This window comes from Arthrobacter sp. 18067 (genome assembly GCF_902706295.1).
In the GTDB taxonomy this organism is placed as follows: Bacteria; Actinomycetota; Actinomycetes; order Actinomycetales; family Micrococcaceae; genus Arthrobacter.
Genome location: NZ_CACSJJ010000004.1, coordinates 115,177 through 139,303 on the forward strand (window position 1 = coordinate 115,177; position 24,127 = coordinate 139,303).

The 24,127-nt window shown below is 60.0% G+C and carries 16 protein-coding genes; 7 read left to right on the forward strand and 9 right to left on the reverse strand.

Annotated features, from left to right (window positions below):
- Nucleotides 1-104 precede the first annotated feature (104 nt).
- From GVL04_RS05850 to pdhA, 9 genes are all read right to left on the reverse strand, one after another.
- Nucleotides 105-1,028 carry a hypothetical protein gene (locus tag GVL04_RS05850; RefSeq protein WP_159700958.1) on the reverse strand — a complete coding sequence of 308 codons (924 nt, stop codon included), beginning with the start codon at nucleotides 1,026-1,028 and terminating at the stop codon, nucleotides 105-107.
- A gap of 58 nt (nucleotides 1,029-1,086) precedes the next feature.
- Nucleotides 1,087-2,304, reverse strand: coding sequence for an MFS transporter (locus GVL04_RS05855; protein WP_159700961.1), 1,218 nt, complete (start codon nucleotides 2,302-2,304; stop codon nucleotides 1,087-1,089).
- A 150-nt stretch (nucleotides 2,305-2,454) separates the two neighbouring features.
- Entirely contained in the window at nucleotides 2,455-4,140 is a 1,686-nt protein-coding gene (locus tag GVL04_RS24490; RefSeq protein WP_200846760.1) for a cell wall anchor protein, read from the reverse strand.
- A 98-nt stretch (nucleotides 4,141-4,238) separates the two neighbouring features.
- On the reverse strand, nucleotides 4,239-5,354 hold the full coding sequence (locus tag GVL04_RS05880) for a hypothetical protein (RefSeq protein WP_159700973.1): 1,116 nt from the start codon (nucleotides 5,352-5,354) through the stop codon (nucleotides 4,239-4,241).
- Nucleotides 5,355-5,467: 113 nt separating this feature from the next.
- Entirely contained in the window at nucleotides 5,468-6,340 is an 873-nt protein-coding gene (locus GVL04_RS05885; protein WP_235036181.1) for an MBL fold metallo-hydrolase, read from the reverse strand.
- Between the two features lie 87 nt (nucleotides 6,341-6,427).
- The gene (locus GVL04_RS05890; protein WP_235036182.1) at nucleotides 6,428-7,981 is read right to left on the reverse strand and encodes a polysaccharide pyruvyl transferase family protein; all 1,554 of its coding nucleotides are present in this window, start codon (nucleotides 7,979-7,981) and stop codon (nucleotides 6,428-6,430) included.
- A gap of 196 nt (nucleotides 7,982-8,177) precedes the next feature.
- Nucleotides 8,178-9,635, reverse strand: a complete 1,458-nt coding sequence (locus tag GVL04_RS05895) for a dihydrolipoamide acetyltransferase family protein (protein ID WP_235036183.1) — start codon at nucleotides 9,633-9,635, stop codon at nucleotides 8,178-8,180.
- Nucleotides 9,636-9,637: 2 nt separating this feature from the next.
- On the reverse strand, nucleotides 9,638-10,726 hold the full coding sequence (locus GVL04_RS05900) for an alpha-ketoacid dehydrogenase subunit beta (RefSeq protein WP_159700979.1): 1,089 nt from the start codon (nucleotides 10,724-10,726) through the stop codon (nucleotides 9,638-9,640).
- Entirely contained in the window at nucleotides 10,723-11,958 is a 1,236-nt protein-coding gene (gene pdhA, locus GVL04_RS05905) for a pyruvate dehydrogenase (acetyl-transferring) E1 component subunit alpha (RefSeq protein ID WP_159700982.1), read from the reverse strand. The genes GVL04_RS05900 and pdhA overlap by 4 nt, the downstream gene beginning before the upstream one ends.
- A 170-nt stretch (nucleotides 11,959-12,128) precedes the next feature.
- On the opposite strand from pdhA, the gene GVL04_RS05910 reads away from it, so the two are divergent.
- From GVL04_RS05910 to GVL04_RS05940, 7 genes are all read left to right on the forward strand, one after another.
- Nucleotides 12,129-12,593, forward strand: coding sequence for an Lrp/AsnC family transcriptional regulator (locus tag GVL04_RS05910; RefSeq protein ID WP_159700985.1), 465 nt, complete (start codon nucleotides 12,129-12,131; stop codon nucleotides 12,591-12,593).
- A gap of 120 nt (nucleotides 12,594-12,713) precedes the next feature.
- Entirely contained in the window at nucleotides 12,714-13,226 is a 513-nt protein-coding gene (locus GVL04_RS05915) for a YdcF family protein (protein ID WP_235036184.1), read from the forward strand.
- Between the two features lie 209 nt (nucleotides 13,227-13,435).
- On the forward strand, nucleotides 13,436-15,082 hold the full coding sequence (locus GVL04_RS05920; RefSeq protein WP_159700988.1) for a hypothetical protein: 1,647 nt from the start codon (nucleotides 13,436-13,438) through the stop codon (nucleotides 15,080-15,082).
- A 606-nt stretch (nucleotides 15,083-15,688) separates the two neighbouring features.
- Nucleotides 15,689-16,831: a non-hydrolyzing UDP-N-acetylglucosamine 2-epimerase gene (wecB, locus tag GVL04_RS05925; protein WP_159700991.1), complete on the forward strand. Its 1,143-nt coding sequence runs from the start codon at nucleotides 15,689-15,691 to the stop codon at nucleotides 16,829-16,831.
- A gap of 250 nt (nucleotides 16,832-17,081) precedes the next feature.
- On the forward strand, nucleotides 17,082-19,973 hold the full coding sequence (locus tag GVL04_RS05930; RefSeq protein WP_235036196.1) for a heparinase II/III family protein: 2,892 nt from the start codon (nucleotides 17,082-17,084) through the stop codon (nucleotides 19,971-19,973).
- A 133-nt stretch (nucleotides 19,974-20,106) separates the two neighbouring features.
- The gene (locus tag GVL04_RS05935) at nucleotides 20,107-22,134 is read left to right on the forward strand and encodes a glycosyltransferase (RefSeq protein ID WP_159700997.1); all 2,028 of its coding nucleotides are present in this window, start codon (nucleotides 20,107-20,109) and stop codon (nucleotides 22,132-22,134) included.
- A complete protein-coding gene (locus GVL04_RS05940; RefSeq protein WP_159701000.1) occupies nucleotides 22,118-23,866 on the forward strand; it encodes a heparinase II/III family protein in 1,749 nt (582 codons plus the stop codon). The genes GVL04_RS05935 and GVL04_RS05940 overlap by 17 nt, the downstream gene beginning before the upstream one ends.
- The last annotated feature ends 261 nt before the right edge of the window (nucleotides 23,867-24,127 follow it).

The window sequence follows — 24,127 nt, forward strand, 5'->3', positions numbered from 1 at the left end:
AGTTTAGCCACTCTCTGGAGTTTCCTGCGAATTTCCTGAGAGTGCGACGCGAGGGAGACAGAGATACACCCTTTTTCGGTTGCTTATATGCGCGGTGGGTTGTCCTACTCGGCGGGTGCCGGAGCGGTATCCAATACGCGGCGCTTCACGTCCCTGCGCGTGGTTTCGGATTGGAAGCCACATTCCGCGAGCCCTTTGGGCCAGTCTCCCCCGCACGCCGCCAGGACTTCAAAGCACGCCCTTATCAGCTCCTTTGGCGGTGGGATATGGCCGTCCCCAGTGTCAGGTCCCCAGCGGTCCATCAGCATGTACAAGTTCTCAGAACCACCTACTGCGTCCACAAAGGGAAGCTGGTGCTTCTGGACATGGAACCAGTCCTTGGCGTTCTGAATAAGTGCAACCGTGTGGCTGAAGCCGGCCGAGTAAGCCGGGACCAGGTCATGTGCAACACTCGCAGGCAGCTCGGACATGTCTTTGCCCTCCATATCCCACGCGTAAGTCATGTAACGCTCAACCGCACCAGGGTAGAAACGGGATATCGAGGTCTGAGGATTGACCGCAAGCGCCAGCGAAGTAGGGAAAAAGCGCGACAAAGCGAGGCTGGCGTATCCGCCGGCGGAGCTGCCGAAGAACATTACGTTGTACCCCCCGGTTTCCCGGACGATACGTCGAACAACGTCAGCCAGCGTCGCTTGCAGGTCAGGCTGCTCTCTGGACCCCGCGTACCAAGCGAGGTTGAATTCCGAGGATTTACGGAGACTTGGATCGGAGATAAAGATCCGGTTGACTGGCAGTCCAGCCGTCACACCTTGCCCGAGGAACCAAGGGAGTCGGACGTCCTTCTCGGCCGCACCGTGGAAGCACACGAGCGTGATATCCGAGTCGGAGGGGATGTTCAGTATCTCGAGCGGCAAGCCTTGATACTGGATCTCAATAAGCCCGGCGGGAACCTCTTCTGCGGACAGGAACTCCCCAAGATCTTCAAAGGTGGATGGCGTGGGGATATCAGCGGATTGGTTTTCTGGCACCACGGTAGTCTAGCTGCGGCGGTCAACGACCCCTTAATTTGTTCCGCGAGACTCCCACCTAATAATTACGCCGGTGCTTTAACCTCGGAATTGCGACGGCGAACACCACCGCCGCTGCGAAGCCCAGTACGCCTGTGGCCCAGATACCAGCGGACAGTGAAATGGCGGCCGTCAGCCCGGAAAGGAGTACCGGTCCCCCGGTGGCACCCGAATCGGCGATGAAGCGCCAAATGCCCAGGAAGTGGCTCCGACCGTTGTCCGGTGAGAAGTCGGCGCCGAGCGTCATGATGAGTCCGGAGCTGATGCCATTGCCAAACCCGATCAGCAGGGCAACCAGCAGCAAAGGCACAAACCCTCCAGTGAACGGGATCAGGATCAGGGCACTTCCCATAATCACCGTGGACGGGATGGCCACCCACTGCCGCCCCTTCCTGTCCATGAGCTTTCCGGCAGGGTAGAACACCAGCATGTCGATCGCTCCGGACAGGCCGAAGAGCAGGGAAGCATGCGTGGCGTCGAGGCCCAGGTGATCCGCCCACAACGGGATAACCACCTGTCGCGAAGCCCGCAAAGCACTGAGCAGCAGGATGCCGAAACCGACGGACAGGAACACCCCCGCGTGGGAGACCGCGACGCTCCGCAACGTGGACGCCGGGGGGCGAGGACCGCCGTCGGACGCGTCTGGGGCCACCAGGTCCGGGATGGTGAGCGACAAAGCCGCAGCCGCCATCATGCCCGCAAAGCCCACCCAGTAGGCCCCGCTGATTCCGGCGAACTGCATCACGCCGGCCCCAACGAAAGGCCCAATGAAGATGCCGATCCTTGTCACGCCGCCCAGCGTGGACAATGCCCGTGCGCGGTACAGAACCGGGACCGCTTCCGTCAGGAACTTCTGCCGGGCAAGGTTGAAGACGCTGGCTGACATGCCCACCAAAGTCATGGAGGCCGCAAGTAACCAGAGCCCGTGTTCCATTTGTGGTGCGAAGGCCGCGGCACCTAGCGCGATTGCGCCCAGGGCGCCGGCCCCTACGATCGACCATCGTTCGCCGAACTTCTCCGTGATGATCGACGCCGGAATGTTGAAGATCCAGGATCCCAGTCCGATCAGGGTCACGATCAACGCTGAAACTGCTACAGACGCCCCGAGGTCACGTGCCGAGAGCGCAATGACGGGAAGGACCGCCCCTTCACCTATACAAAACAGAAGTGCAGGCCCGAAGGCCGGCAATGCAACACTGCGAAGGCTGAACGCTTGATTCGTCTGGGTCCTGGTCATCCCTTTCATCCTAGGACTGCAGCAGTTGGGGTCGGGTCCTGCATTACGTTGTGCAATGCGCCCCGGCGCACTAGTGGGGTCCGCAGTTGTAGCGGCTCCGGGATCCGGAGCCGCAACAACTGCATGCGAAGCGGGATTGCTTGCCGCGGACTACCGGCGGTTGGCTGCTGCCTTCCGGCGGCTACCCGCGGCCAGGAGCAGGCCCATCAAAAGCATGGCTCCTGCCCAGATAATGAAGCTGCCGTTCAGCCCCGTATTGGCCAGTGCGCTTGAGGTCCCGACGGCGGTGGAGGCCGCCGTGGTCATCGCACCCTTTGTGGAAGCAAGGGTCACAACGGTGCCGGCTTGGGTACCGAGACCAGCCGTGATGACGTCCGTGCTGATGCCAGTAGCGGGGGTGTTGCCGCCAGCATCAAGGCCGCCACCAGCAGGCGGGTTCACTACGGGAGGCGTGACAACCGGAGGGTTCACCACGGGAGGCGTAACAACCGGAGGGTTCACCACGGGAGGCGTAACAACCGGAGGGTTCACCACGGGAGGCGTAACAACGGGCGGGTTCACAACCGGAGGGTTCACCACGGGAGGCGTAACAACCGGAGGATTCACGACCGGCGGCGTAACCGTGCCGACCGAGCCACCTCCGACGCCCACTGATCTGGAACCAACGGTGACGGGAGCGGTAATCGGAATGATCAACTGAGTGCCTGAGAGCAGTCCGTCGTTGCCGGAAGTGGTGCTGCCACCTGTATTTCCGGCCGGAGCAGGCCCACCCGTTGAGCCGGCAGTACCGGTGTTCGTGGCGGAAGAATCCCCCAGCACACCAGCAGAGGTCGAGCCCAGGTTCACCGGAGCCGTGATCGGAGCAACAACCTGCGTGCCCGAACCAACACCATCGGAACCACTGGTCGAAGCACCTGATGTGGTGCCGGTAGGAGCCGTCCCACCCGTTGAACCGGCAGTACCGGAGGTGGCGGAGGAATCACCCAACACACCAGCCGACGTAGCGCCCAGGTTCACCGGAGCCGTGATCGGAGCAACAACCTGCGTGCCCGAACCAACACCGTCAGAACCGCTCGTCGTAGCCCCCGAAGTCGAGCCAGCAGGAGCAGACCCACCGGCAGTACCACCAGTACCGGACGTAGCCGAGGAATCCCCAGCCACACCCACGGCAGTGGCCCCGATGTTAACAGGGACCGATATCGGAGCCACTACCTGAGCGCCGGATGCGATTGACTCTCCCCCCGACGTTGTTGCCTGCGCCGGCGCTTGAGCCGGTGCGGGAGCTGATGTTGCCGGCGTTGAGGTGGCAGATGAGTCACCCAGAACGCCCGCCGACGTCGACCCCACCGTGATGGGAACCGTCACCGGAGCGACCACTTGGGTTCCCGAGGCGATGCCGCCGGAACCGCTGGTCCCGGCTCCCGGCGTCGAACTTGTTGCCGCTGCTGGTGCGGCAGGTGTGGCTGGGCTCGCCACAGTGGAGCCCCCCAGCAGACCCACTGACGACGAGCCCAGGTTTATGGGCACCGAAACCGGGGCGACTACTTGCGTCCCGGAACCGATGCTGTCGGAGCCGCTGGTTGTGGCAGCAGGCGCTGTGCCCGAACTTCCAGCAGTTGCCGGCGCGGACGTCGTAGCTGCTGAATCCCCCAACAGTCCCAGTGATGTGGCGCCGGTGGTGATAGGCGCTGTTACAGGCGCAACCACCTGCGTTCCGGAAAGGAGCCCGTCCTTGCCGCTGGCGGTATCCGCGGCATTTGCCGCGGTTGCGCTGAGGACAATCATGCCCCCGGCAAAGCATGTGCCGATGAGGCACTTGCGTAGGGTCGTGTTCATTGTGATCTTCTCCTGAAGGTCTTGTTCCCAGAGGCGTCCGTTGACGGATCGCCCGAATTACCGTCTGCTGCGGGCTAATGGGCAGCTGGGCTGGGGAACTAGTCAGGAGAGGAGCCGGGATCAAAACAGACCGGCTTTGGATGTTGTTCATCGCTGACCGTCACAAGGTCAGTAAGGGAATCCGCGGGAATGATCAGGGCGCCGTGCAGAAAGGCTGCCGCCGGGCTGGGTGGACCGTTTTGGGAGTTACCAGACCCAGCACCAGCCAAGCCAGCCGGTACAGCTTTGGGGTCCGCTGGCAACTCCGCCGGCGCCCTCGGGTTGCCCGTCGACGCTGCGCCAACTGCCGGTACCTTGCCTGAAGAGCCGAGCACGCGGGTTATGGAAAGCACCTGTGCATTGGTAGCGAGTGCTGGCTGTTCGACTTGCGCGGGAACTGATTCTTGGGGTGGAGTTACGGCAGCAGCGTCACGTTCCGGTGAACTTACGACGCCGGAACTTGGGAGCGTGCCGACGCCCGGGGCCGTATCTCCAGCCGGCGTGGCGGGAGGTTCGGAGCCCCCACCGACCAGCGGCGGAAACCCTGATACAACGGGTGGAATAACGGAGGGAACCGGCGGAAGGACCGTATCAACCCCGTCGACGATCGGCTGAAGAATGGGGGTGGTCACATCGGTGACGGGTTCCAGGGCAACGGGGACCAAGGCTTCGTTGACGGGAGGAACTACAGCCTCCACCGTTTGGTCTACGGTTCCGGTTACCGGAACCACCACCGTGCCCACAACGGTTTCGGCCGTGTCAGCCGGAACCACGTGGTTAGCGACCGGGACCGTCCCGACAATTGTGTCGACCGATCCCCCAACGTGCTCCACTATGGGCGTCACCACCGGAACGTGGACAATTATCGGCTTCGTGGGCACTACCGCTTTGACAGGTGCGGGCAGAGGCACGTTCGGGACAGGGATGCTGATGGTGGGAGCCGTCGCAGGTGGAACAGCAGCTTTTGCAACGGACCCGATGGCGCCTGTTGCCGAGGAAACAGCAGCGGAAACGTTGGACGATGCTCCACCAAGAAGTGTGTGGTTGTCCGCAACTCCGCTGTCGGCACTCGCAGCTGTTGCGGAGAGTGCCATCCAGATTGCCGTACCGGCTCCAGCGATCACGACAGAGCGGAGAATGTTGGTAGCACGCGGGAATACGCGTGTGCCCTTCATCTCGACACCCCCAGGTAGTCGCGAACCGAATGGTCGCCTTCATCCTAGGACTGGAGCTACCCATTAGTCCATGGCTGGGAGTAAACAAGATGACAAATTTGTAAGGACCCTTGCTACGACGGGTAAAAACCTGTCTTCGCTGGTCCGACGTCCGGCGTCGCAAGCGAGGCACGGCCTTGCGCGTTGGTTTCCTGGAGTCTCTTGATGAACCAGCGGGACTGCTCCGGGCCGTAGGGCAGCACCGGAATCGCCTTGGTTGCGTCGGAAGGCATGTCCCGGATGCTCTGGGTGGCCTGGCGGACAGCCGTGCTCATGGTGTCGGCCATGGTTTTTACGAACTCGTCGCTTGCCGGCTTTCCGTGACCGGGGACCAGGAACTCGTAACGGTGCCGGAGAGCGGAGATATGCCGCAAGGCATCGGCCCACTCCTCGGGGTACGAGTCCTCGAACGACGGATGCGCGCCCTGCTCCACCAAGTCGCCTACATACAGCGTGGAGCTGGTGCCAACCAGGAGGTCGCCGTCAGTGTGTGCACGTCCAAGGTAGAAGAGCGTTGCTGTGATTCCGCCGAGGTCCACAAGGACTGGCTGGTCGTGGACCAGCGCGTTGGGAACAACGATGTCGACGGCGTCCCCCTCCCCTGCTGCCATCTCCGGTTCGATGGTGGCAACGAAACGGCGCTGGATATCGGCGTCCCTTTCGATGGCCGCCGCACAGTTGGCGTGCGCCCAGAACTCTGTGACGCCGTCGTCGGCAAAGACTGCGTTGCCGAAGAAGTGGTCATAGTGTGCGTGCGTGTTCACCACTACCAGCGGCAGCTGGGTCTTTTCGCGGACTGCAGCGAGGATCTCCCGGCCTTGGCGGGGGCCGCAGCCGGTGTCGATGACCATGGCAAGCTCAGAGCCCACCACGAGCCCGGTGTTCAGTAAAGATCCCTCGGTTTCCAAGACGTAGTTGTCCGGTCCGAGTTCGAGCCAAGCTGACAATGAGTTCTCCGTATCCAGTGCAATCCGGCGATGTTCAGGCCTCTACTCTACCTACCAAATCCGAGGGGAAGCTGGAAGGCTGGCGGGTCAGGCCCGGAGTAACTTCAGGCGTCGCGCCACCCGTACAACGAGGGAGGCGTCGAGTGCGCGGAGCTGGTTCTGGAGCTCGTTGGATTCGGCCGCCGCTGCCGACAATTTCCCGGCCGACTCCTCCAATGCAACACGCAGCTGCTCGTGCTCAGCTTCCACCGCGGCGAGAGTTCCGGTGGTGTCCTCCAAGGCATGGGTCAGCCGATAAAGCTCCACGGACTGGTGACCAATGTGCGATTCGTTGTTGGCCGTAAGTTTGGCAGCCGCCGGATGCTCCCCCGAATGCAATTCAAGGAATACCGGTTCTGGAGTGCTGAGGACCGGCGCGTCCGGGGTAGCGCCTTTGAGGGTCTCGACGACGGCGTCCCACCACGAGCTTTGGAAGGAACTTTGGGAGGGGCTCAACTTCTGCAGGTAAGCCCGAATATCATTACGACGGTTCCAGAGAAGGTCAACATAATTGTCAAACCCGGGGGTCACCACATGCCGCAATGACCGCAGGGTGTGGCCGAGGCCCCAGTTGGCAAGGGCACCGCCCAGCCGGACCTCTCCGTAGTAGTCCACGGCGATGCCAAGGCACGGAACGCCAGCCGCCAGAGCGAAGACAATGGGGTGGTACCTGCTGGCAACCACTAATTCGGCCCCCATCGTCAGGGATGCAGCCTCTTCCGCAGTGAACTGACCGCAGACAGTGACGTTCTGGGAACGCATGCGGCGTCGGATATCCTCGTGCGTCTCCATATCCATGTCACGGTTTCCCGGACGGGACATGTGCGGAACCATCACGACGTCCATCTGGCCGGCGTCGGCAATTCTGTCCAGCAGGTCAGCTACACCCTGGTTGAAGTCGTCCCTGTCCATCGCTCCGGTGCCGGGTGCGAAACTCGCCACAACGTAGGGTCGGTCAGGGCTCGGCTGGTACGTAGGAACGGCCGACGAATAGCTCGCGTCGGCAGGGCCTTCTTTGAGGAAGCTCGCGTCGTCCAAGGTCATTCCCACCGGGACGCCTGCCTCCCGCATCAGCTCGAAGGAGGTTTGCTCGCGGACACTGGAAAGCGCTGCCGAGCGGAAGAGCTCCACAGCGGCGTCGTAGTCGGGTCCTGTAAGTACAGGACCCACGGTCTGTCCGGAAATGACCAGCGGCTTGTCGAGTGCGTTCGCAATGGCACCCACGGCTGCCCGTTCGTACAGCAGCCAGCCATACGGGGAGTTCATGTTGCCGCCGCCTGCAATGACAACACCATCAGAAGACTTGATTGTCTCGATAAGCGCGTGGACCTGATCAGCGGCAGGAAGGGCGTCCATGTCACCCGCGAGAATGGCTTGGATTTCCTTCAGATACGTCTCGCGGCGGTTGGGAGGCCAAGGGAACTTCAAAGTCTTCACTGCGGCCGTGCCATACAATTTGCTGCTCTGTTCAGGGTTCCGGGACAGGAGCACAATGTCCGTGATTCCGCGGGCCTGGAGTTCGTCCACTACGGCATGGGTCATCGCTTCGTCACCCACGTGATAAATGGATTGACCAATGTCTCCAAGAACTACAACTCGCACGGTACCTCGGTTTTAGAACGTCAAAAAGCAGCTTCCAGCCTACCGGGTCGGGCTGTGGGGACCGGACGGCGGCTTTTTGGCTGTGGAAAAGTACGACGCCGGTGGTCGGGTTTGGGCGACCCGGAACCCAGGACGAGATAGGGACCCCGATTTCCAAAATCGGAGTCCCTATCTGCAGCGCAAAGGCGCGGTCAACCTACATATCCGCGAGCGCCCCGCCCGGGTTCTCGATTGCGTCAGCCACGTACCGCAGGAAGCCTGCGGCCGTCTCGCCGTCGCACACTCGGTGGTCGAAAGCGAGGGTAAGTTCGGTGACCTTTCGAACGGCCAATTCGCCGTTTACCACCCAAGGCTTGTCGATGATGCGGCCAACGCCGAGCATCGCAACCTCGGGGTAGTTGATGATCGCGGCCGAGCCGTCCACGCCGAACACACCGTAGTTGTTGACTGTGAAGGTGCCGGAGCCCAGTTCGGTCGGGGTTGCCTTGCCGTCACGAGCGACGGCGGTCAGTCGGCGGATCTCCGCATCCAACTCACGGGCGCTCAGCCCATGCGCGTTCCGAACGGACGGGACTACGAGCCCGCGATCGGTCTGGGCGGCGAAGCCAAGGTTGATTCCGTCGAAGCCGACGATCTCCTGGGAACCGTCGGAAGCTGTTTCAAAGCGGGTGTTCAGGGCCGGGTACTTTTTTAACCCAGCCGTGACAAAACGAGCGATGAAGGCCAAAAGACCAGGGGTATCGTGCGGACTGCGCTTCTTGAGTTCTGCCCGCATGTCCAGCAAAGCCGTGGCGTCGACATCCACCCATACGGTCGCTTCGGGAATTTCCGAACGGCTGCGGGTCATGTTCGCGGCAACGGCCTTGCGGACTCCACGAACCGGCGTCCGGGCAGATACGGCCAAGCCCGTCCGGCTGTCAGCGGAACCTTCGGCAGCGGCCGGCACCTCTGCCTTGGACGGAGCAACGGCAGGAGCGGCAGGAGCCTCCGGCACAGAAATGGCTGCCTCCACGTCCTTGCGCATGATCAGACCGCTGGCGCCCGAGCCCTCGATCGCGTCGAGGGAAACACCGTGGTCGCGGGCCATCTTCCGGACCAGGGGCGAGATGACAGCACTCAACTTGCCGGGGATACGGGTCCCGGCAACCGCCGGTTCCATGACCGGTTCAGCAGCGGGCTCGGCAACACGATCAACGACGGCGACGCTCGCCTTGCGCGGCCGGGTTCGTCCACCGGTTACTCCACCAGGGGTGCCATAGCCGATCAGAACATTGCCGGAACCGGCCTTCTCCTCAGTCCGATACGTCTCCGCGGCAGCATCAACGGCGGGTGAGGCCTCGATTCCCGAGGAAACGGCAGTGGGAGCGGCAGACTCGGCGGTGACAGCGGGCGCAGCCGCCGCAGAACCAATGCGAGCAATCGAGATCAGCGGCTTGCCGACGTCGAGAGTTTCACCGGCCTGGCCGTGAAGCTCGGCGACAGTGCCGGCGTAGGGCGAGGGAACCTCAACCATGGACTTGGCGGTTTCGACCTCGGCGACGGGCTGGTCAACCCTGACCTCGTCGCCCACGGCGACAAGCCAGTTCACCAGTTCAGCCTCGGTGAGGCCCTCTCCCAGGTCGGGCAGTTTGAAGACCTGCATATCTGAGCTCATGGTCAGTCCTCCCATTGAAGGTCGTCGACGGCGTCGAGGATACGGTCGACGCTCGGCAGGTAGTAGTGCTCCAACTTGGGAGACGGGAACGGAACGTCGAAGCCGGTCACGCGGAGAATCGGCGCGGCCAGGTAGTGGAACGCACGTTCCTGGACACGAGCAACGATCTCGGAGGACACAGACGCGAATCCATGTGCTTCAGCGATCACGACGGCGCGTCCCGTCTTGCGCACGGACGCACAGACGGTCTCATCGTCGAAGGGGACGAGGGTTCGGACGTCGATGACCTCGAGAGAGCGTCCCTCTTCGGCAGCAGCTGCTGCTGCCGCGAGTGCGGTGGGGACGGACGGGCCGTAGGCGATGAGCGTCGCGTCCGTGCCGGGACGGGCAACAGCGGCGCGGCCCTCTGTGGAGGTGCCGGCGTCGTGCTCTGCCCGCAAGGCGCCCAAATCCACCTGGTCCTTGGACCAGTAGAGCTTCTTGGGCTCCATGAACATGACAGGGTCATCGGAGTCGATGGCTTCGCGCAACATGCGGTAGCCGTCGGCCACTGTCGCCGGGGTGTAGACCTTCAGGCCGGCCGTGTGGGCGTAGTACGACTCAGAAGAGTCGCAGTGGTGCTCCACTCCCCCAATGCCGCCGGCGTACGGAACACGGATGACCATGGGCATTTTGAGCTTGCCCTTGGTGCGGTTGTGCATCTTGGCAACGTGGCTGACGATCTGCTCGAAGGCCGGGTAGGCGAAAGCGTCGAACTGCATTTCGATGACGGGACGCATGCCGTTGATGGCCATGCCCACTGCCATGCCGACGATGCCGGATTCCGCCAGCGGAGTGTCGAAGCAGCGCTGTTCACCGAACTCGGCCATGAGTCCGTCGGTGATTCGGAAGACGCCGCCCAGCATGCCGACGTCCTCGCCGAAGACCAGGACCGACGGGTCATTGCGCATGGCATCGGCCATGGCGGTGTTGAGTGCCTTGGCCATGGTGAGGCTCTGCGGGCCGGTTGCCTCTGCGGTGGCCGCAGCGGAAGCAGCGGCGCTGGCGGTGGCTGCGCTGACATTGCCGTTGACGGTGGTGGTGACGGTCATTTTGCGCTCTCCGTTCCGGCGTTATAGGTGTTACCGGTGTTGTCGGCGCTTTCGGCGCGGGCGAGTTCGCTGGCGAGCAGTTCGGACTGCTCCTTCAGCTGCGGGGTGGGCTTGGCAAAGACGTACTTGAACAGGTCCAGCGGCTGGACCGGAACATCCTCACCCAGGCCATCACGGAGCTGAGTGGCGACGGATTCGGCGTGCTCGGCGATCTTCTTGCTGGCCTCATCGTCGAGGAGACCTTTGTCCGTGAGGTAAGACTTCATGCGCGCCAGCGGATCCTTGGCCTGCCATTCGGCGACTTCGCTGTCCGGACGGTAGCGGGTGGCGTCGTCGGCGTTGGTGTGGGCCTGCATGCGGTACGTGTGGGCCTCAATCAGCAGCGGCCCGGAGCCGTCGCGGGCCAGCTTCACGGCCCGGTCCATCACGGCGAGCAGCGCGACGAGGTCGTTGCCGTCCACACGCTCACCGGCCATGCCGTAGCCAACGGCCTTGTGGGCCAGCGACGGCGCCACGGACTGGTGGCTGAGCGGGACGGAGATGGCGTACTTGTTGTTCTGCACGAAGAAGATGACGGGCAGGTGGAAAACGGCGGCGAAGTTCAGTGCCTCGTGGAAGTCACCTTCGCTGGTGGCGCCGTCTCCACACATGGCCATCACTACAGTGTCTTCGCCGCGCAGCTTGGCAGCATGCGCGACACCGACGGCGTGCAGCAGCTGGGTGGTGAGCGGGGTGCACTGGATGCCGACGTTGTGCTCTTTGGGGTCGTACCCTCCGTGCCAGTCACCGCGGAAGATGGTCATCACCTCTACGGGGTCTACCCCGCGGGTCATGACGGCGACGGCGTCACGGTAGGTAGGGAACAGCCAGTCGCCTTCGCTGAGGCACATGGCAGCTGCAACCTGGCAGGCTTCCTGGCCATGGCTTGAGGGGTAGACGGCCATGCGGCCCTGCCGGACCAGCGCAGAGTTCTGGTCGTTGACGCGACGTCCGACGACGAGCTTCTCGTAAGCGGCCATCAGTTCAGCATCGCTGGGTGTGGGGTACTCGTGGCCGGGTTCGGTGCCTTGCTCGTCATGGGAGCGGAGGGTGCCGTCCGGATTCACCATCTGGATCTGGTGCCGGGCGGGGAGCATGTAGTCCTCAACGCTGATGCCGAATTTTGTCCGAACGTCAGCAGCATGGTCCTCTACAGCCGTTTCCGGCGCAGAGTGGTCTGCATGGATCGTCATTGGTCCGTCCTTCTCTAGCCACTATGTGCTTCCAGTATGTTCCCCGGCGATGTTTCGTATCCAGCTTTCCGCCGAATCATGGAAGGGCTTGCGAGATGTGGCTATTCTGAAAGACAAATTGTAATTGTGAGCTGGGTAACGTGCCCGTGCTGTAGACGATTTGGAGTGCCATGAGCGAGACCGAGGCGGAACAGACCGCCGTTCCCCTGGACAGCGTGGACCGGGACATCATCCGCGAGCTGACCACCGACGGACGCATGTCCATCACCCAGGTGGCTGAGAACGTGCATATCAGCCGCGCTCACGCCTACTCGCGGATTGCCCGGCTCACCGGCGAGGGGGTGCTGACGAAGTTCACTGCCTTGGTGGACCCCATCAAGGCAGGCCTGCGGTCATCTGCCTATGTGACGTTGAAGGTTCAGCAGCACTCTTGGCGCGAGCTCAAGGAACAACTCCGCGCGATTCCGGAGGTTCACCACATCGCACTGGTGGGCGGAGACTTTGACGTTATTCTGCTGGTCCGGGCCACAGACAACATCCACCTCCGCCGTGTGATCTTCGACCAGTTGCAGTCCATGGATGGAGTGCTGGATACCCAGACTTTCCTTGTATTTGAGGACGTTGATACGCGCTAGGCGCTCCCGGCGGCTCCTGGCTGGGAGGGAGCACCCATTTCCGAACCTTAGACTGTCTCCGTGCCCCTCAAAATTGCCCCCGCCACGCGTGTCATTGGCGTTGTTGTAGGGGCATGTTTTTTGGCGGGATTGCTTTGGCTGATCGCAGCCTTTCAATTCTTCTATGACCCTCCGCAAGCGACCCCTCACCGCACGGACGCGATCGTTGTCCTGGGCGGCATGAGCAGGGAGCGGCTGCCGGTGGCCCAGGAATTGCAGCAAGACTTGGACATCCCGGTTCTTGTGGTCTCAACGACCGGCTTGGCAGGCAATGCTGAGGGTGATGCCCTGTGCGATGGGGACGACAGCGATCCTGACCTCGTATGCTTCCGTCCTTCGCCACTGAATACGCGGGGTGAGGCGGACGCCCTCCGCACCCTGATTGCCGACCATGGCTGGAAGTCCGTGACTGTAGTGACGTCCGAGTATCACGTGATGCGCGCAGGCACCCTGATTGAGCAATGCACTTCCGCGGAGGTACAAATGGTTGGATCACAGCCCGATCTTTCCGCGGGTGCGTGGCTGGACCGCTTTGTGGTGGAGACCGGCGGGTTGATGGACACGTGGATTCGACCGGAGTGTTCATCCAACTAGATGTGACACACGGTCAATCGCTGGCGGTATATGACAAAACTGGTTAACCCATGCAGGTGGCAGTCGTATCGTTGTCGAAGCCCTTCAAGGGTTTTGCTATCTTCTTGGCCACTTGAAGATTCTGGTCAAGCTATTGAGTTTTGGGGATGCAGCGCGCCATCCTTTTGCCATAGGTCCAAGGTCTCACCCTACGAGCCCAAGGATCCTCCGTGGCCACTTTCAGAGCAGAGCCGACAACCTTTCCTCCCTACAGGTCCCGTCACCTTATAGCAGGCCTTATGGCAGCTATGGTTCTGGTGCTCGGTATCCTTCACGGGGCCCCAGCCCAAGCTGCGAATTCTCCCGTTTATCCCATCAGTGGTTATTTCATATACGGCAGCACCAGCGATGCAAACAATTTGAAGAAACTGACAGACATAAAGTCAGTAGGTGGTGACACCGTGATCACCTTCGGGTCGCTACTCAAGCCTGCAACGCTTTCCACCATCCCGACGGGGTGCACAATATCAGGGGTCAACTGCGCAAATGCCGCTTCTTCCGGCGTCAGCGTGAACCGCTACTTCACCTACTCAGACAACAGTTCATGGGGATCACCGGCCCTGCTGTGTGCACGCGATAAGACCGTCACCAACGGCACCACCAAATACACCATACTGCTGCTGCCCATTCAGGGAAGCGGTTGCACTTCCTCCACAAACACCTACGACGTGGTGGTGATAACGGGCGGCCTGTCTTCTATTTCAATCTCTCTCGGTAAGACCGCCACCAGCCTCGGCATGAAGTACTACGCGGGGCTCCCCGCACCGGTGAAGAGAACGGACCTTACCTACCTCCCCGATCTCTCATACCAGGCCACATTCTCCCTTTTCACAGCGCGATTCTTGCTTTACCAGGCGGCAGTCAATGACGTCCCCGGTCTAGCAGGCTTCTACCATCACACAGAAATGCCCCTCAGCAACGGCTCCGTCTGGGATGCCGTATTGACTGTTTACGAGATTCAGAATTCAAGGATTGCCCAATACCAACCGACTCGCTCGGCGATCGTCAGCCCTTACATCGACTCACGAAGCGCCTTCTCTGGCAAAGTAACAGTGAGCCAAGCGCGCGAAGCTGTAGAGAACATTGCCAACACTGCTAACGGAGTAGACCTGGCAATCGCGGTCCAAGACGGCATGGGAACCGGCAAGGGCGCCTCATTTTTCGGAAGCGAATCCGGCAACAGCGTGGATCAGTACGCAGCCGCGATAGTGGGAAACGGATCATGGGGAAGCAAATACTTGGCTCCCACGCGCGACTACTTCGCAGCTCTCGCTGAAGGAGTGGAGGGGACCGGAGCGGAGTTGTGGGCAAACTTGGAAGGCATGGCCCCAGCAACTACGCAGAATCCATGTGACAACAGCCTGCGGGGTCAGACAACCAAGGCAAGAATGAATAAGCAGCTGCAGCAGCTGGGAAACGCTCCAGGCAAAGTCATTTCCTTTATGTGGGACCCCTACTACACATGTGCCGGAACGTATGCACCGATGCTGGACCGCCTCAAGTCCACCAGCACGACCCCCGTCATTACCGACTCCATATTCTACGGAAATGGTGACGTCCTTGTCACTGGTCAAAACCTGAGCGGTGGAACGGTACAGGTCAAATGGACCGATGCTTACGGGAAGGTGTCCGACAAGACCGTCGCAGCCACCGGCTACAACTCAACCTATGGGAAGCAGCTAGGGATCAACCCCCTTGTTGAGTCTGTGACTGCCAAGCTTGGCAGCACTTCGCTGGGCTCGGGCAAGAACTACTTCGTCAATGTGACTAACGGTTCGGGAGTAAAAAACGACGCCCTCTATTCCGATCGTGGTTGACACACGCTGACGGCGGCGGCCGGCCCACTAAGGTGGGTCGGCCGCCGTCGCTAAGTCATTCCTCTCAACCTCCGACCCACAGCAGAGAAGCACTTCTCGAGTGAGTGGATGTGTCACTGGAGTCCCTGGATGCAAGAATTGGACGTGACCCCGTTTCGTTCCAACGCACCCGAGGAGTGATGAAGTGACGAACCCTGTTACCCGAACAGCGCCCCCTTCGCCTGCTCCGCGCCACATGCGAAGGCGTCGTTTCAGGGGCGACGTTCCATCTGCGCTCCTGCCTTGGCATCAGCCCAGCGAAATGGAGGCCGGCCGCGCTCGGCCAGCGCCTGCCAACCGAACATCACCTCCGTCCCGACCAGTGGTAATGGCACCTCCGGTCACGGCTCCGGAACTTCCCAAGGGCACATCCAAAGACACTGGCCTTCGACGCAAACGCCTGGTTGCCCTCGCAGTTGTGACGCTTGTCTCTTTGAGTATTCCGATTCTGGCTCTGACCTTGATGTTTGGCCGCTAAGCCTTTTATTGCGTCATACGTAATTGAGGACCTCTAGGGACGGTGCGATAGCATCGGCTGGTCAGCCACTGCCTTTCTCGGGGGAATCCATGCCCATCGTCATGCCAATTTTCGGTACACGTCCGGAAGCCATCAAAATGGCTCCGATCGTCACCGCCTTTCAAGAGTCTGCAGACTTCGAGTGCGTGGTGACCGTCACTGGTCAGCACCGTGAGATGCTGGACCAAGTCAACGAATTGTTCGGAATCGTCCCGGACCACGACCTGAACATCCTGCAGCAACGTCAATCGTTGTCCGCCATCATGACCCGCACGATTGACGGCTTGGACAAGCTGTTTGCCGCCAACAAGCCCGATGCAGTCATCGTTCAGGGTGACACGACGACGTCCACGGCCGGTGCAATCGCTGCCTTCTACCATGGCATCCCCGTGGTGCACGTAGAGGCCGGACTCCGGAGCGGTGATCTGTTCTCTCCGTTCCCTGAAGAAGCAAACCGCAAAATCACGAGCCAGATCTCCAGCCTTCACTTGGCCCCGACCAGCGTAAGCCGGGCCAACCTCCTGGCCGAGGGCATTGCTGAAAGCGATATCGTCGTCACCGGCAACTCGGTCATTGATGCGCTCCTGACCACCGTGGACAAGCACATCCCGTTCTCCGATCCGCAGCTGGAGGAGCTCGCTGCCAGCGGCCGGCGGATCCTTCTGGTCACGACGCACCGCCGGGAAAACCAGGGCGATGCCATGCGTGGAGTTGGACGCGCTTTGGCTCGCATTGCGGAAGCAGAGCCGGAACTCGTGATCGTGTTGCCGGCCCACAAGAACCCGGTCGTTCGCGAAGCGGTTCTGCCTGCCCTCGAAGGCAAACAGAACGTCATCGTCACCGAGCCCTTGGCCTACGGCGAATTTACCCGGATGCTGTCATTGGCTCACATCGTTCTCACGGACTCCGGCGGAGTCCAGGAAGAGGCACCCAGTCTCGGCAAACCGGTTCTCGTCATGCGCGATAACACGGAGCGGCCGGAAGCAGTCGACGCCGGAACCGTAACGCTTATCGGCACGGATGAAGAGAAAATCGTCAAGGAAGTCGACCGCCTCTTGAATCAGCAGGATGCATTCGACGCCATGGCGAACGCCGTGAATCCCTACGGTGACGGCAAGGCTGCCGCGCGAACGGTTGCAGCTGTGGCCCAGCTCCTCGGTACCGGTTCACGTATTCCAGAATTCGTAAGCTGATTTGAAGCTGCCCTGGCTGGACGTCCAGCCAGGGCAGCTGCCTATCCGTTGCGGGTAGGAACTCTTGCCTCCGGACGGCTGTTGCGCGTTGTCCCCGCCCTGCGCATGACAGATGCTCTTGGCGACACTCACCTAAGATAGTGCTCGAATGTGGCCGTTCAGGGGCAGATAGCCCGACTACGGCGTAAGGAATCGCATGACCACCCACACATTAGATCTCGACGTCGTTCGTCGCCAGACGTTCGGAGAGATGTTCAGGAAGAGGTCAACGGACCGCGCACTCGCTGACGAACTCCTCGTCGGCAAGCTGAACATGCGTCCGCACCCAACGTGGAACTTCCAGGACGGCATCGACTGGAAGGCAGATCCGTTCGGGCAACGGAACTGGCAGGCGCAACTTCACATGCTGCGCTGGTTGGAGCCGGTCCGCAGGGTAGCCATGGACGGAGACCGGGAAGCACAGGCGTTTTGGCTCCAAACGTGCAAGTCGTGGATTGAAGCCAATCCACAGACGGACCCGAAGGAGAAAGACCAGCAGGGCAATCTTGTCAGCTATGCATGGGCTGACATGGTAGAAGCCCTGCGTGCCATGGTCCTGACATTTGGCCTCCCGCTGGTTCGAGAGGGCGAAGATCAATGGCTGGCGGAGTCTATCCATGCGCACGGCTCGTGGCTTGCGGACTCCAAACATCTCGGTCATTCAAATCATGCACTTCACCAGCATCAGGCTCTTTTTGTCATCGGCTCAGCCCTGGGCAATGAGGAATGGACCAAACTGGCAATTCAGCGCCTTACGAGCTTGTTCGAGGAAAACTATGACGAACAAGGCGTAAACATCGAAGGTGCGATTGGCTATCACAAGAATAACCTTGTGTGGTGGGAAGAGGCCTTCAAACGTCTGGATGTTGAAGGCGTACCCCGCCCAGCCTCGGCCGACAGGCTGAATCTCGCCTACTTGGAACTTGCCCATGCCACGAAACCCGACGGCACTTTCGAATTGATTGGTGACACTGAAGCCACCACTCCTGGCGCGTTGTCGTCCCCCGAATTGGACTACGTGAAGTCGGAAGGAGCTACGGGACAACCACCGGCCGAGCTCACGAAGATCTATCAGAAGGGATATGTCTTCGGACGCAGTGGCTGGGGCGATCACGAACGCGATTTCAAGAAGGAAACCTTTTATTCCCTGTCATACGGCAAGGCCAACCGCGTTCACGGCCACCAAGACGGCGGTTCCCTGACCCTTCATTCGAACGGGCAACCCTGGCTGGTTGACTCCGGTAAGTACGCATACAAAAAAGATGCAATGCGTGAGTACTGCTTGTCCCGGCTTGGACACAACGTGGTGGAAGTCGAGGACAGGGCATACAATCCCAAGACCGAAGTTGCCCTAATCCGGTCTTTCACCAGCGATGAAGTTGACGACTTTACCTTCGCGGATTCAGGCTATAAAGGCGTCGAATTGAAGAGGCGTGTCGTCTACTGCCGTGGCGGCGAATTTTTCCTCGTCATAGACAACGTATTCAGTGCCGATGAGGTCTCCGCCAGGCAGCGCTGGCACCTTGACACCGACACTGCCGTGGAAGATATTCCGGGCGGCCTCCGTTTGGATCGAGACAGCAAGTCCTCCTTCCTCCTTTGGAAGGGCAACGCGCCTGCCATCTCAACCGTGAAGGGTTCTGAAGAACCCTTTGACGGCTGGATGTCCAGGAAGTGGATGGAGAAACTGCCAACCCAGGTCGTGTCCGCTAAACAGAGCGGGCGCCGCTTCCGGTTCATCACCATCATCGCTGCACCGCAATCCGGCAACTTCTCTGTCAAGAAAATGGACGCCACCGGCGGACGAGTAGCCTTGAGTGCGCTGTCCGGACGCTACCAGTTCAACCTGACTGTGGAAGAGGATCGCGTTTCGGTAACCCTCGGAGAGGAAGGAACCATTTCTTCCGAACTGGACGACGTGAGGTCAGCTTGGCTAAAGACTATGGACCTTTGCCGGGACGCATCGGTCCTATGGGCGGCACCCAAACCAGATGACGGCCAGTTCACCACGAGGTACTGGGGCCAATTGAAGACATGGGTTACCCAGCAACACAACACCCGAAGTGCGCGGCTTGAAGCTTTGAGTATTCTTCTCAACCTCCTTCTCGACGCCACCGACAACTCGAGCGACGATCAAGGCCTGCGTCCGGGCATCGTGGATCTCCTGGGGAATGACCTCACCGAGGAAATCGGGCTGAATAACAGCGCCTTGGGCGTTGTACGTGAACCGCTGATTGCCTGGCCCGGGGCTGATCTTCGCTCAAAGACTTATGGCCGCCCGATCCAGACCGTCAGCTCTCCGAATGAAATCCGTTTCGAGGACGGCGAGAAGTCCAAGATTTACTCCGCCAACCTTGGAGGGTTGGTTCTGCCTTTCGCGGTAGGACGTGGTCCGTCTGACCTCTTGTCGGTCAGGTTCCATGGCGCGATAAATAGAACCAAGACAACGTTGCCCTTCTTCCAAGGGCTAACTTCCGAGCTCATGGAAGGGGGGAACCATGCCGTCTTCCAGGATCCCTCGCTGGACCTCAACAAGAACATGACGCTCTCCTGGTACCTCGGAGATGGCAGTGTCAATGTCCATCGGTTCATGGCTGAGTGCATCCGCAAGCTTCAGCTCGAAACGAATGCCGCGCGTGTTCTCCTGTCTGGCAGCTCGGGCGGCGGATTTACCGCCCTTCAGGTTGCCGCGTACCTACCTGATTCCGTGGCGTTGGTCTTCAACCCCCAAACAGACGTAAGAGAATATTTCCGGACAAGCGCCGATGTCGCCCTCTCCACCTGCTTGAAGTCTGATGTCGATGTGGAAGAAGCACGCGCCTTCAGGCTTTCCACGTCGGTGGTCGAAACCTATGCGATGTTGGAACACCTCCCCCGCATCCTCTATATCCAGAACACTGGAGATACACACCACGTCACAAAACACCGTGATCCATTCCGTTTAATGCTGGAATCTGAACACAGCAACCACGAAGACCGAATCGAATTCGTTGATGTTGAGTGGGGCCCCGGACACGTGGCCGCAAACGCTGAGCTTTATGCCCATTTCCGCTCCGCCGCCCAGGAGCGTTTCCCGACCAGTGCCAATTCATTAATCAACTGATGCAACACTTTTGCACCGACCAGATTTCGTTGACTTAGGAAACACGTTGCACATTAACAGAAGACTCAGTTCTGACAGAACCATCGGCCTTTCCGCGGTTGCGGGTTTTGGCTTCATATTTGTTGGCACGTTGTTGGCACTCCTCCCGCAGGTGGTTTCGACCGCAAGCGCGGTGGCCATCATCGCTTTGTTTGTTGTGGCTATTGTCGCCTTCAGCCTTGCCAGCACCGGCCTGATTGCGAGGCTGAAGGAAAACCGTCGCTTGCAGCGCGAGTCCCAGGCTTCGATTAAGAAGTACTTGCTGACTCTGCAACGACAGGTAACTGATCTGAGTGAAGCCCAGAGCGCATCCACAGCCCAGTTAATCGACCTGAGTGAAGCCCAAAGCGCATCCACAGCCAAATTGTCCGATCAGGTCCAAAGCGCAACAAGGACAGTGCCCGACCCCGACAGTGTCCTTGAGGCAGAGCGTGATCGCTTGCTGCAACTAGTCCAAGACCTTAAATCCGAACAGGAAGAAAGGGTCCAGAAAGTCGAAGAAAGCCATCTCGAACGGCAGTTTGATCTTGTGGCGCTTGACGGCAGCAACTGGCAGTCCTTCTCTGATTCCGAGGTCAAGAAACTTGCCGAAACCCAGTTCAACGTAAAGCCGTTGGCGGTCTACGAGATGCTCGAAACCCATTCGATCTTCGAGAAAATCAACATGACGTCGCTGCGCGGCCTGGCAAGTGAACTGCGCAAGCTTGGCTACACAGCCAAGAGCCAGCAGGTCCTGCGGGTAGTACTTGACCGGAAACCCAATGCAAAATTGGCCAGTGCAATCGCGTTACGCGAAGAAGAGGTCAAAATCTTCTCCGGTGCCTTCAAACCTGAGCCGCAAGGACCTTACGAGCTCTTTGCTCCAAGGCCTAACTGCATCCTTCACGTAGTGGGCAAAGTCCTCCCGACTACGCAGTCGGGTTATACGCTGCGTACACACTACACGGCCTTAGCCCAGATCCAGTCCGGGTTGGAAGTACACGTGTGCAATCAGGTAGGCGACGCAGTAAACGCCGACGCAGCCGCACAGGTGGAACTTGACGGTGTCACTTACCATCTCCCGACGGGCCCGATCCGCCTTAACAGTCCTCTGACTACTTGGCTGAGCGCCAACGTCGAGGAACTCGCGCGAGTGGTGGCAGAGGTACGTCCTGCTGTTCTCCACGCCCACTCGGACTTCTTCAATGCCCTTTCCGCAAGGGCCGTTGGTGACTATTTCGGGATTCCTGTGATCTATGAAAGCCGCGGCTTCTGGGAAGAGTCTTGGCTTTCCCGCATGGCCCAAGCCAGCGGTATCGAAGACATCGAGGCCTTCAGCACTCGGTGGGGCACCCCTGACACCTACGCATGGCGTCGGGAACGCGAACGTGATTGCAGAGAGGCAGCGGACCACGTGTTCACCCTCGCAGAGGTCATGAAGCGCCGAATTACGGCTGAAGGTTGCCCGGAGGACAAGACCTCGGTAGTGCCGAACGCAGTCAGCGGCGACCAATTCCCGGTGCAGACGCGAAATATCGAGTTGGCTGGCAAGCTAGGTATCCAGAGCGGCGAGATCGTCATTGGCTACATTTCATCGCTGGTCGAGTATGAGGGCGTACCTGTCCTTATCGATGCGTTCAGCCAGTTGCGTGAACGCCTCAACGTTCCGGTACGCCTCCTGGTGGTAGGCGATGGACCAGTCCTCGACTCCCTCAAGGCCACAGCTGCTTCGCTGGGACTTCACGATGCGCTCTTCACAGGACGCGTGCCCCACGAGGACATCCTGGACTACTACGGGCTCATTGACATCTTCGTTGTCCCACGCACAGCGGCGGCTGTATGCCAACTCGTCACGCCCCTTAAGCCCTTCGAGGCGTTTGCAACGGGACGAACGATTGTCATGTCTGACGTCGATGCGCTCAAGGAAATTGCGGAAGCAAGCGGCTCGGCTGCTCTGTTCCAGGCTGGAAACAGTGGGGCTCTCGCGGACGTACTCGCCGACCTTGTTTCAAGCCCTGAGACGCGGAGCCAGATGGCGGCAACCGGCGCGGCTTGGGTAAGGGAAAGTCGCTCGTGGGAAGCCAACGCGGCTGTCTATAACAACCAGTATGCGAATCTGGCGGCGAATGCAATCCGCGTCTGAATTGCTGTTCCAGCAATTAACGGACGCTGATATTGAAGCGCTTCGGCAATGGGTCGCTTCAAGCCACCGCCCCGATTTGTCGAACGCAGTCTGGTTCGACAGCTTGCCCAGTGATTCCGATTCGGAGGTCATTAACAACGGCTGGAAGGCCGGAGACTATGATCGGCTGGATCTCTCACTGCCACTTGCTTGGGATACTCTCTGCGCGGACGACAGAAGCTGGGGTTCCCAGCTGCACGGCTGGAAGTTCATGGACAGGCCAATTCAGGAGTTTATCCGTACTGGCGAAAAGGCATACCTTCAATGGTGCCTGGATCGTGCTGTCTCCTGGTCTGAAAGATATTCTGACCAGGAGACAGACAACGCAATTGTCTGGTACAACATGGCGCTCGGACAGCGAGCCCTTCGCCTCGCCGGCCTCATCTATCTGGGCGCAAAAAACGGTATAGCTATCCAGGAACTGCGATCACTGCTCAGCGGCGTAGACCGGCACAGGCTCGAGTTCGCCCTGGAAAGCTCGTTCAATCCACGCACCAACCACGGCTATTTTGTGGCTATTGGTCAAACAGTACTAGGCACAGCTCTCGAAGCTGTGCCCGAAATGAGCGGGCTGGCTGAGGAAGGCCGCTCACGACTGGCCGTCATGATCCGAACACAGTTTCTTCCGGACGGCGGCCACAGCGAGCACTCCCCCGAATATCATCGGATGCTCATGCAATCCTTCCAGATGGCCGTGGACAACGGTCTCATCGAAGATTCCGAGCTGACGGGCCGTCTGCGGAAGGCTGCCGACTTGCTGGGCTGGATGATCCAGCCCAATGGCTCGCTGGTCCCGCTGGGTGATACACCATTCGTCAACATGATAGACGGGAGTCATCCTCTAACTCTGAGTCCCCAAACCAACTTCCTGATGTCGGGAGGTTCGTTCGGTCAAGCTTGCTCAACAGAGTTGGGGGTATTCCCCGAGTCAGGCTACGCCTTTGTCCGTTCACCCCAGCCGCAAGGGGAAGCAGGACAGCTGACTTCGTCATACCTCGCTTTTACAGCGGCCTTTCACGGCAGGGCCCACAAACACGCGGACGATCTCAACTTCATCTGGTATGACCGCGGACAGGAGATATTGGTCGAAGGGGGCCGTTACGGGTACGGGGCACAACTGCCCGTTGACTCGCCCCTTCGCGCAGACGGGTTCTACTATGCGGATCCCTTCCGACAGTTTGTCGAATCTACGATGGCGCATAATACGGTGACTGCAAATGGCAGGAACCACGACCGGCGTCGACCCCCTGTAGGCTCCGGCCTTGGACTGTGTGAGCAATTGGATAACACATTCGTCCTGCGTGGCCACATGGAACATGCAGGGTGGACCCACCGGAGGATGGTTGAGTTGACGCCTGGCATTGGTCTCACCGTCACGGATGACGTGCAGTCCACGGACGCCGTTAAGCGGGACTTCCAGGTCTGGTTCAATTTCTCTGGGGCACTGGAACTTCAAACTTCCCCTTCCGCAGGGCTGTCTTGGTCCCCACCCAGCAACGAGTGGCGTCTGACACTGCAGACGGAACCCAGCACCTCAGTCCAAGGTCCCGTACGAGAATCCGACGCCCCCCTACGAGGCTGGCGATCTGTCGAGGACGGAACCCGCGAGGGTGTCTGGTCCGTCTGTTTGGAAGCCAAGAAAACCCGTCACCACGTATTCATGAGCAGATTCACCTTTAATAACGACGCCTAGGTGTGCCCGCAGGATGCATCTTGAGTCGGAAAAGCGGGCCGCCGGTTCACCAGTGGCTGTCAGTAAGTGGCATGAGAGGGTCGGGGCCCTGCTTCGGTGGATCTGAAGTCAACCTTCGCGGCAACAGATTCATCACCAACACGTCTCCGACTTCGCCCCATCCCCCACAACGGCCGTGCGAATTGACAGGGCCAGATACAACTCGCCAGGCGACATCAACAACAGGCAGCGACAATATGACGGTGATTCCCGACTGAAAAC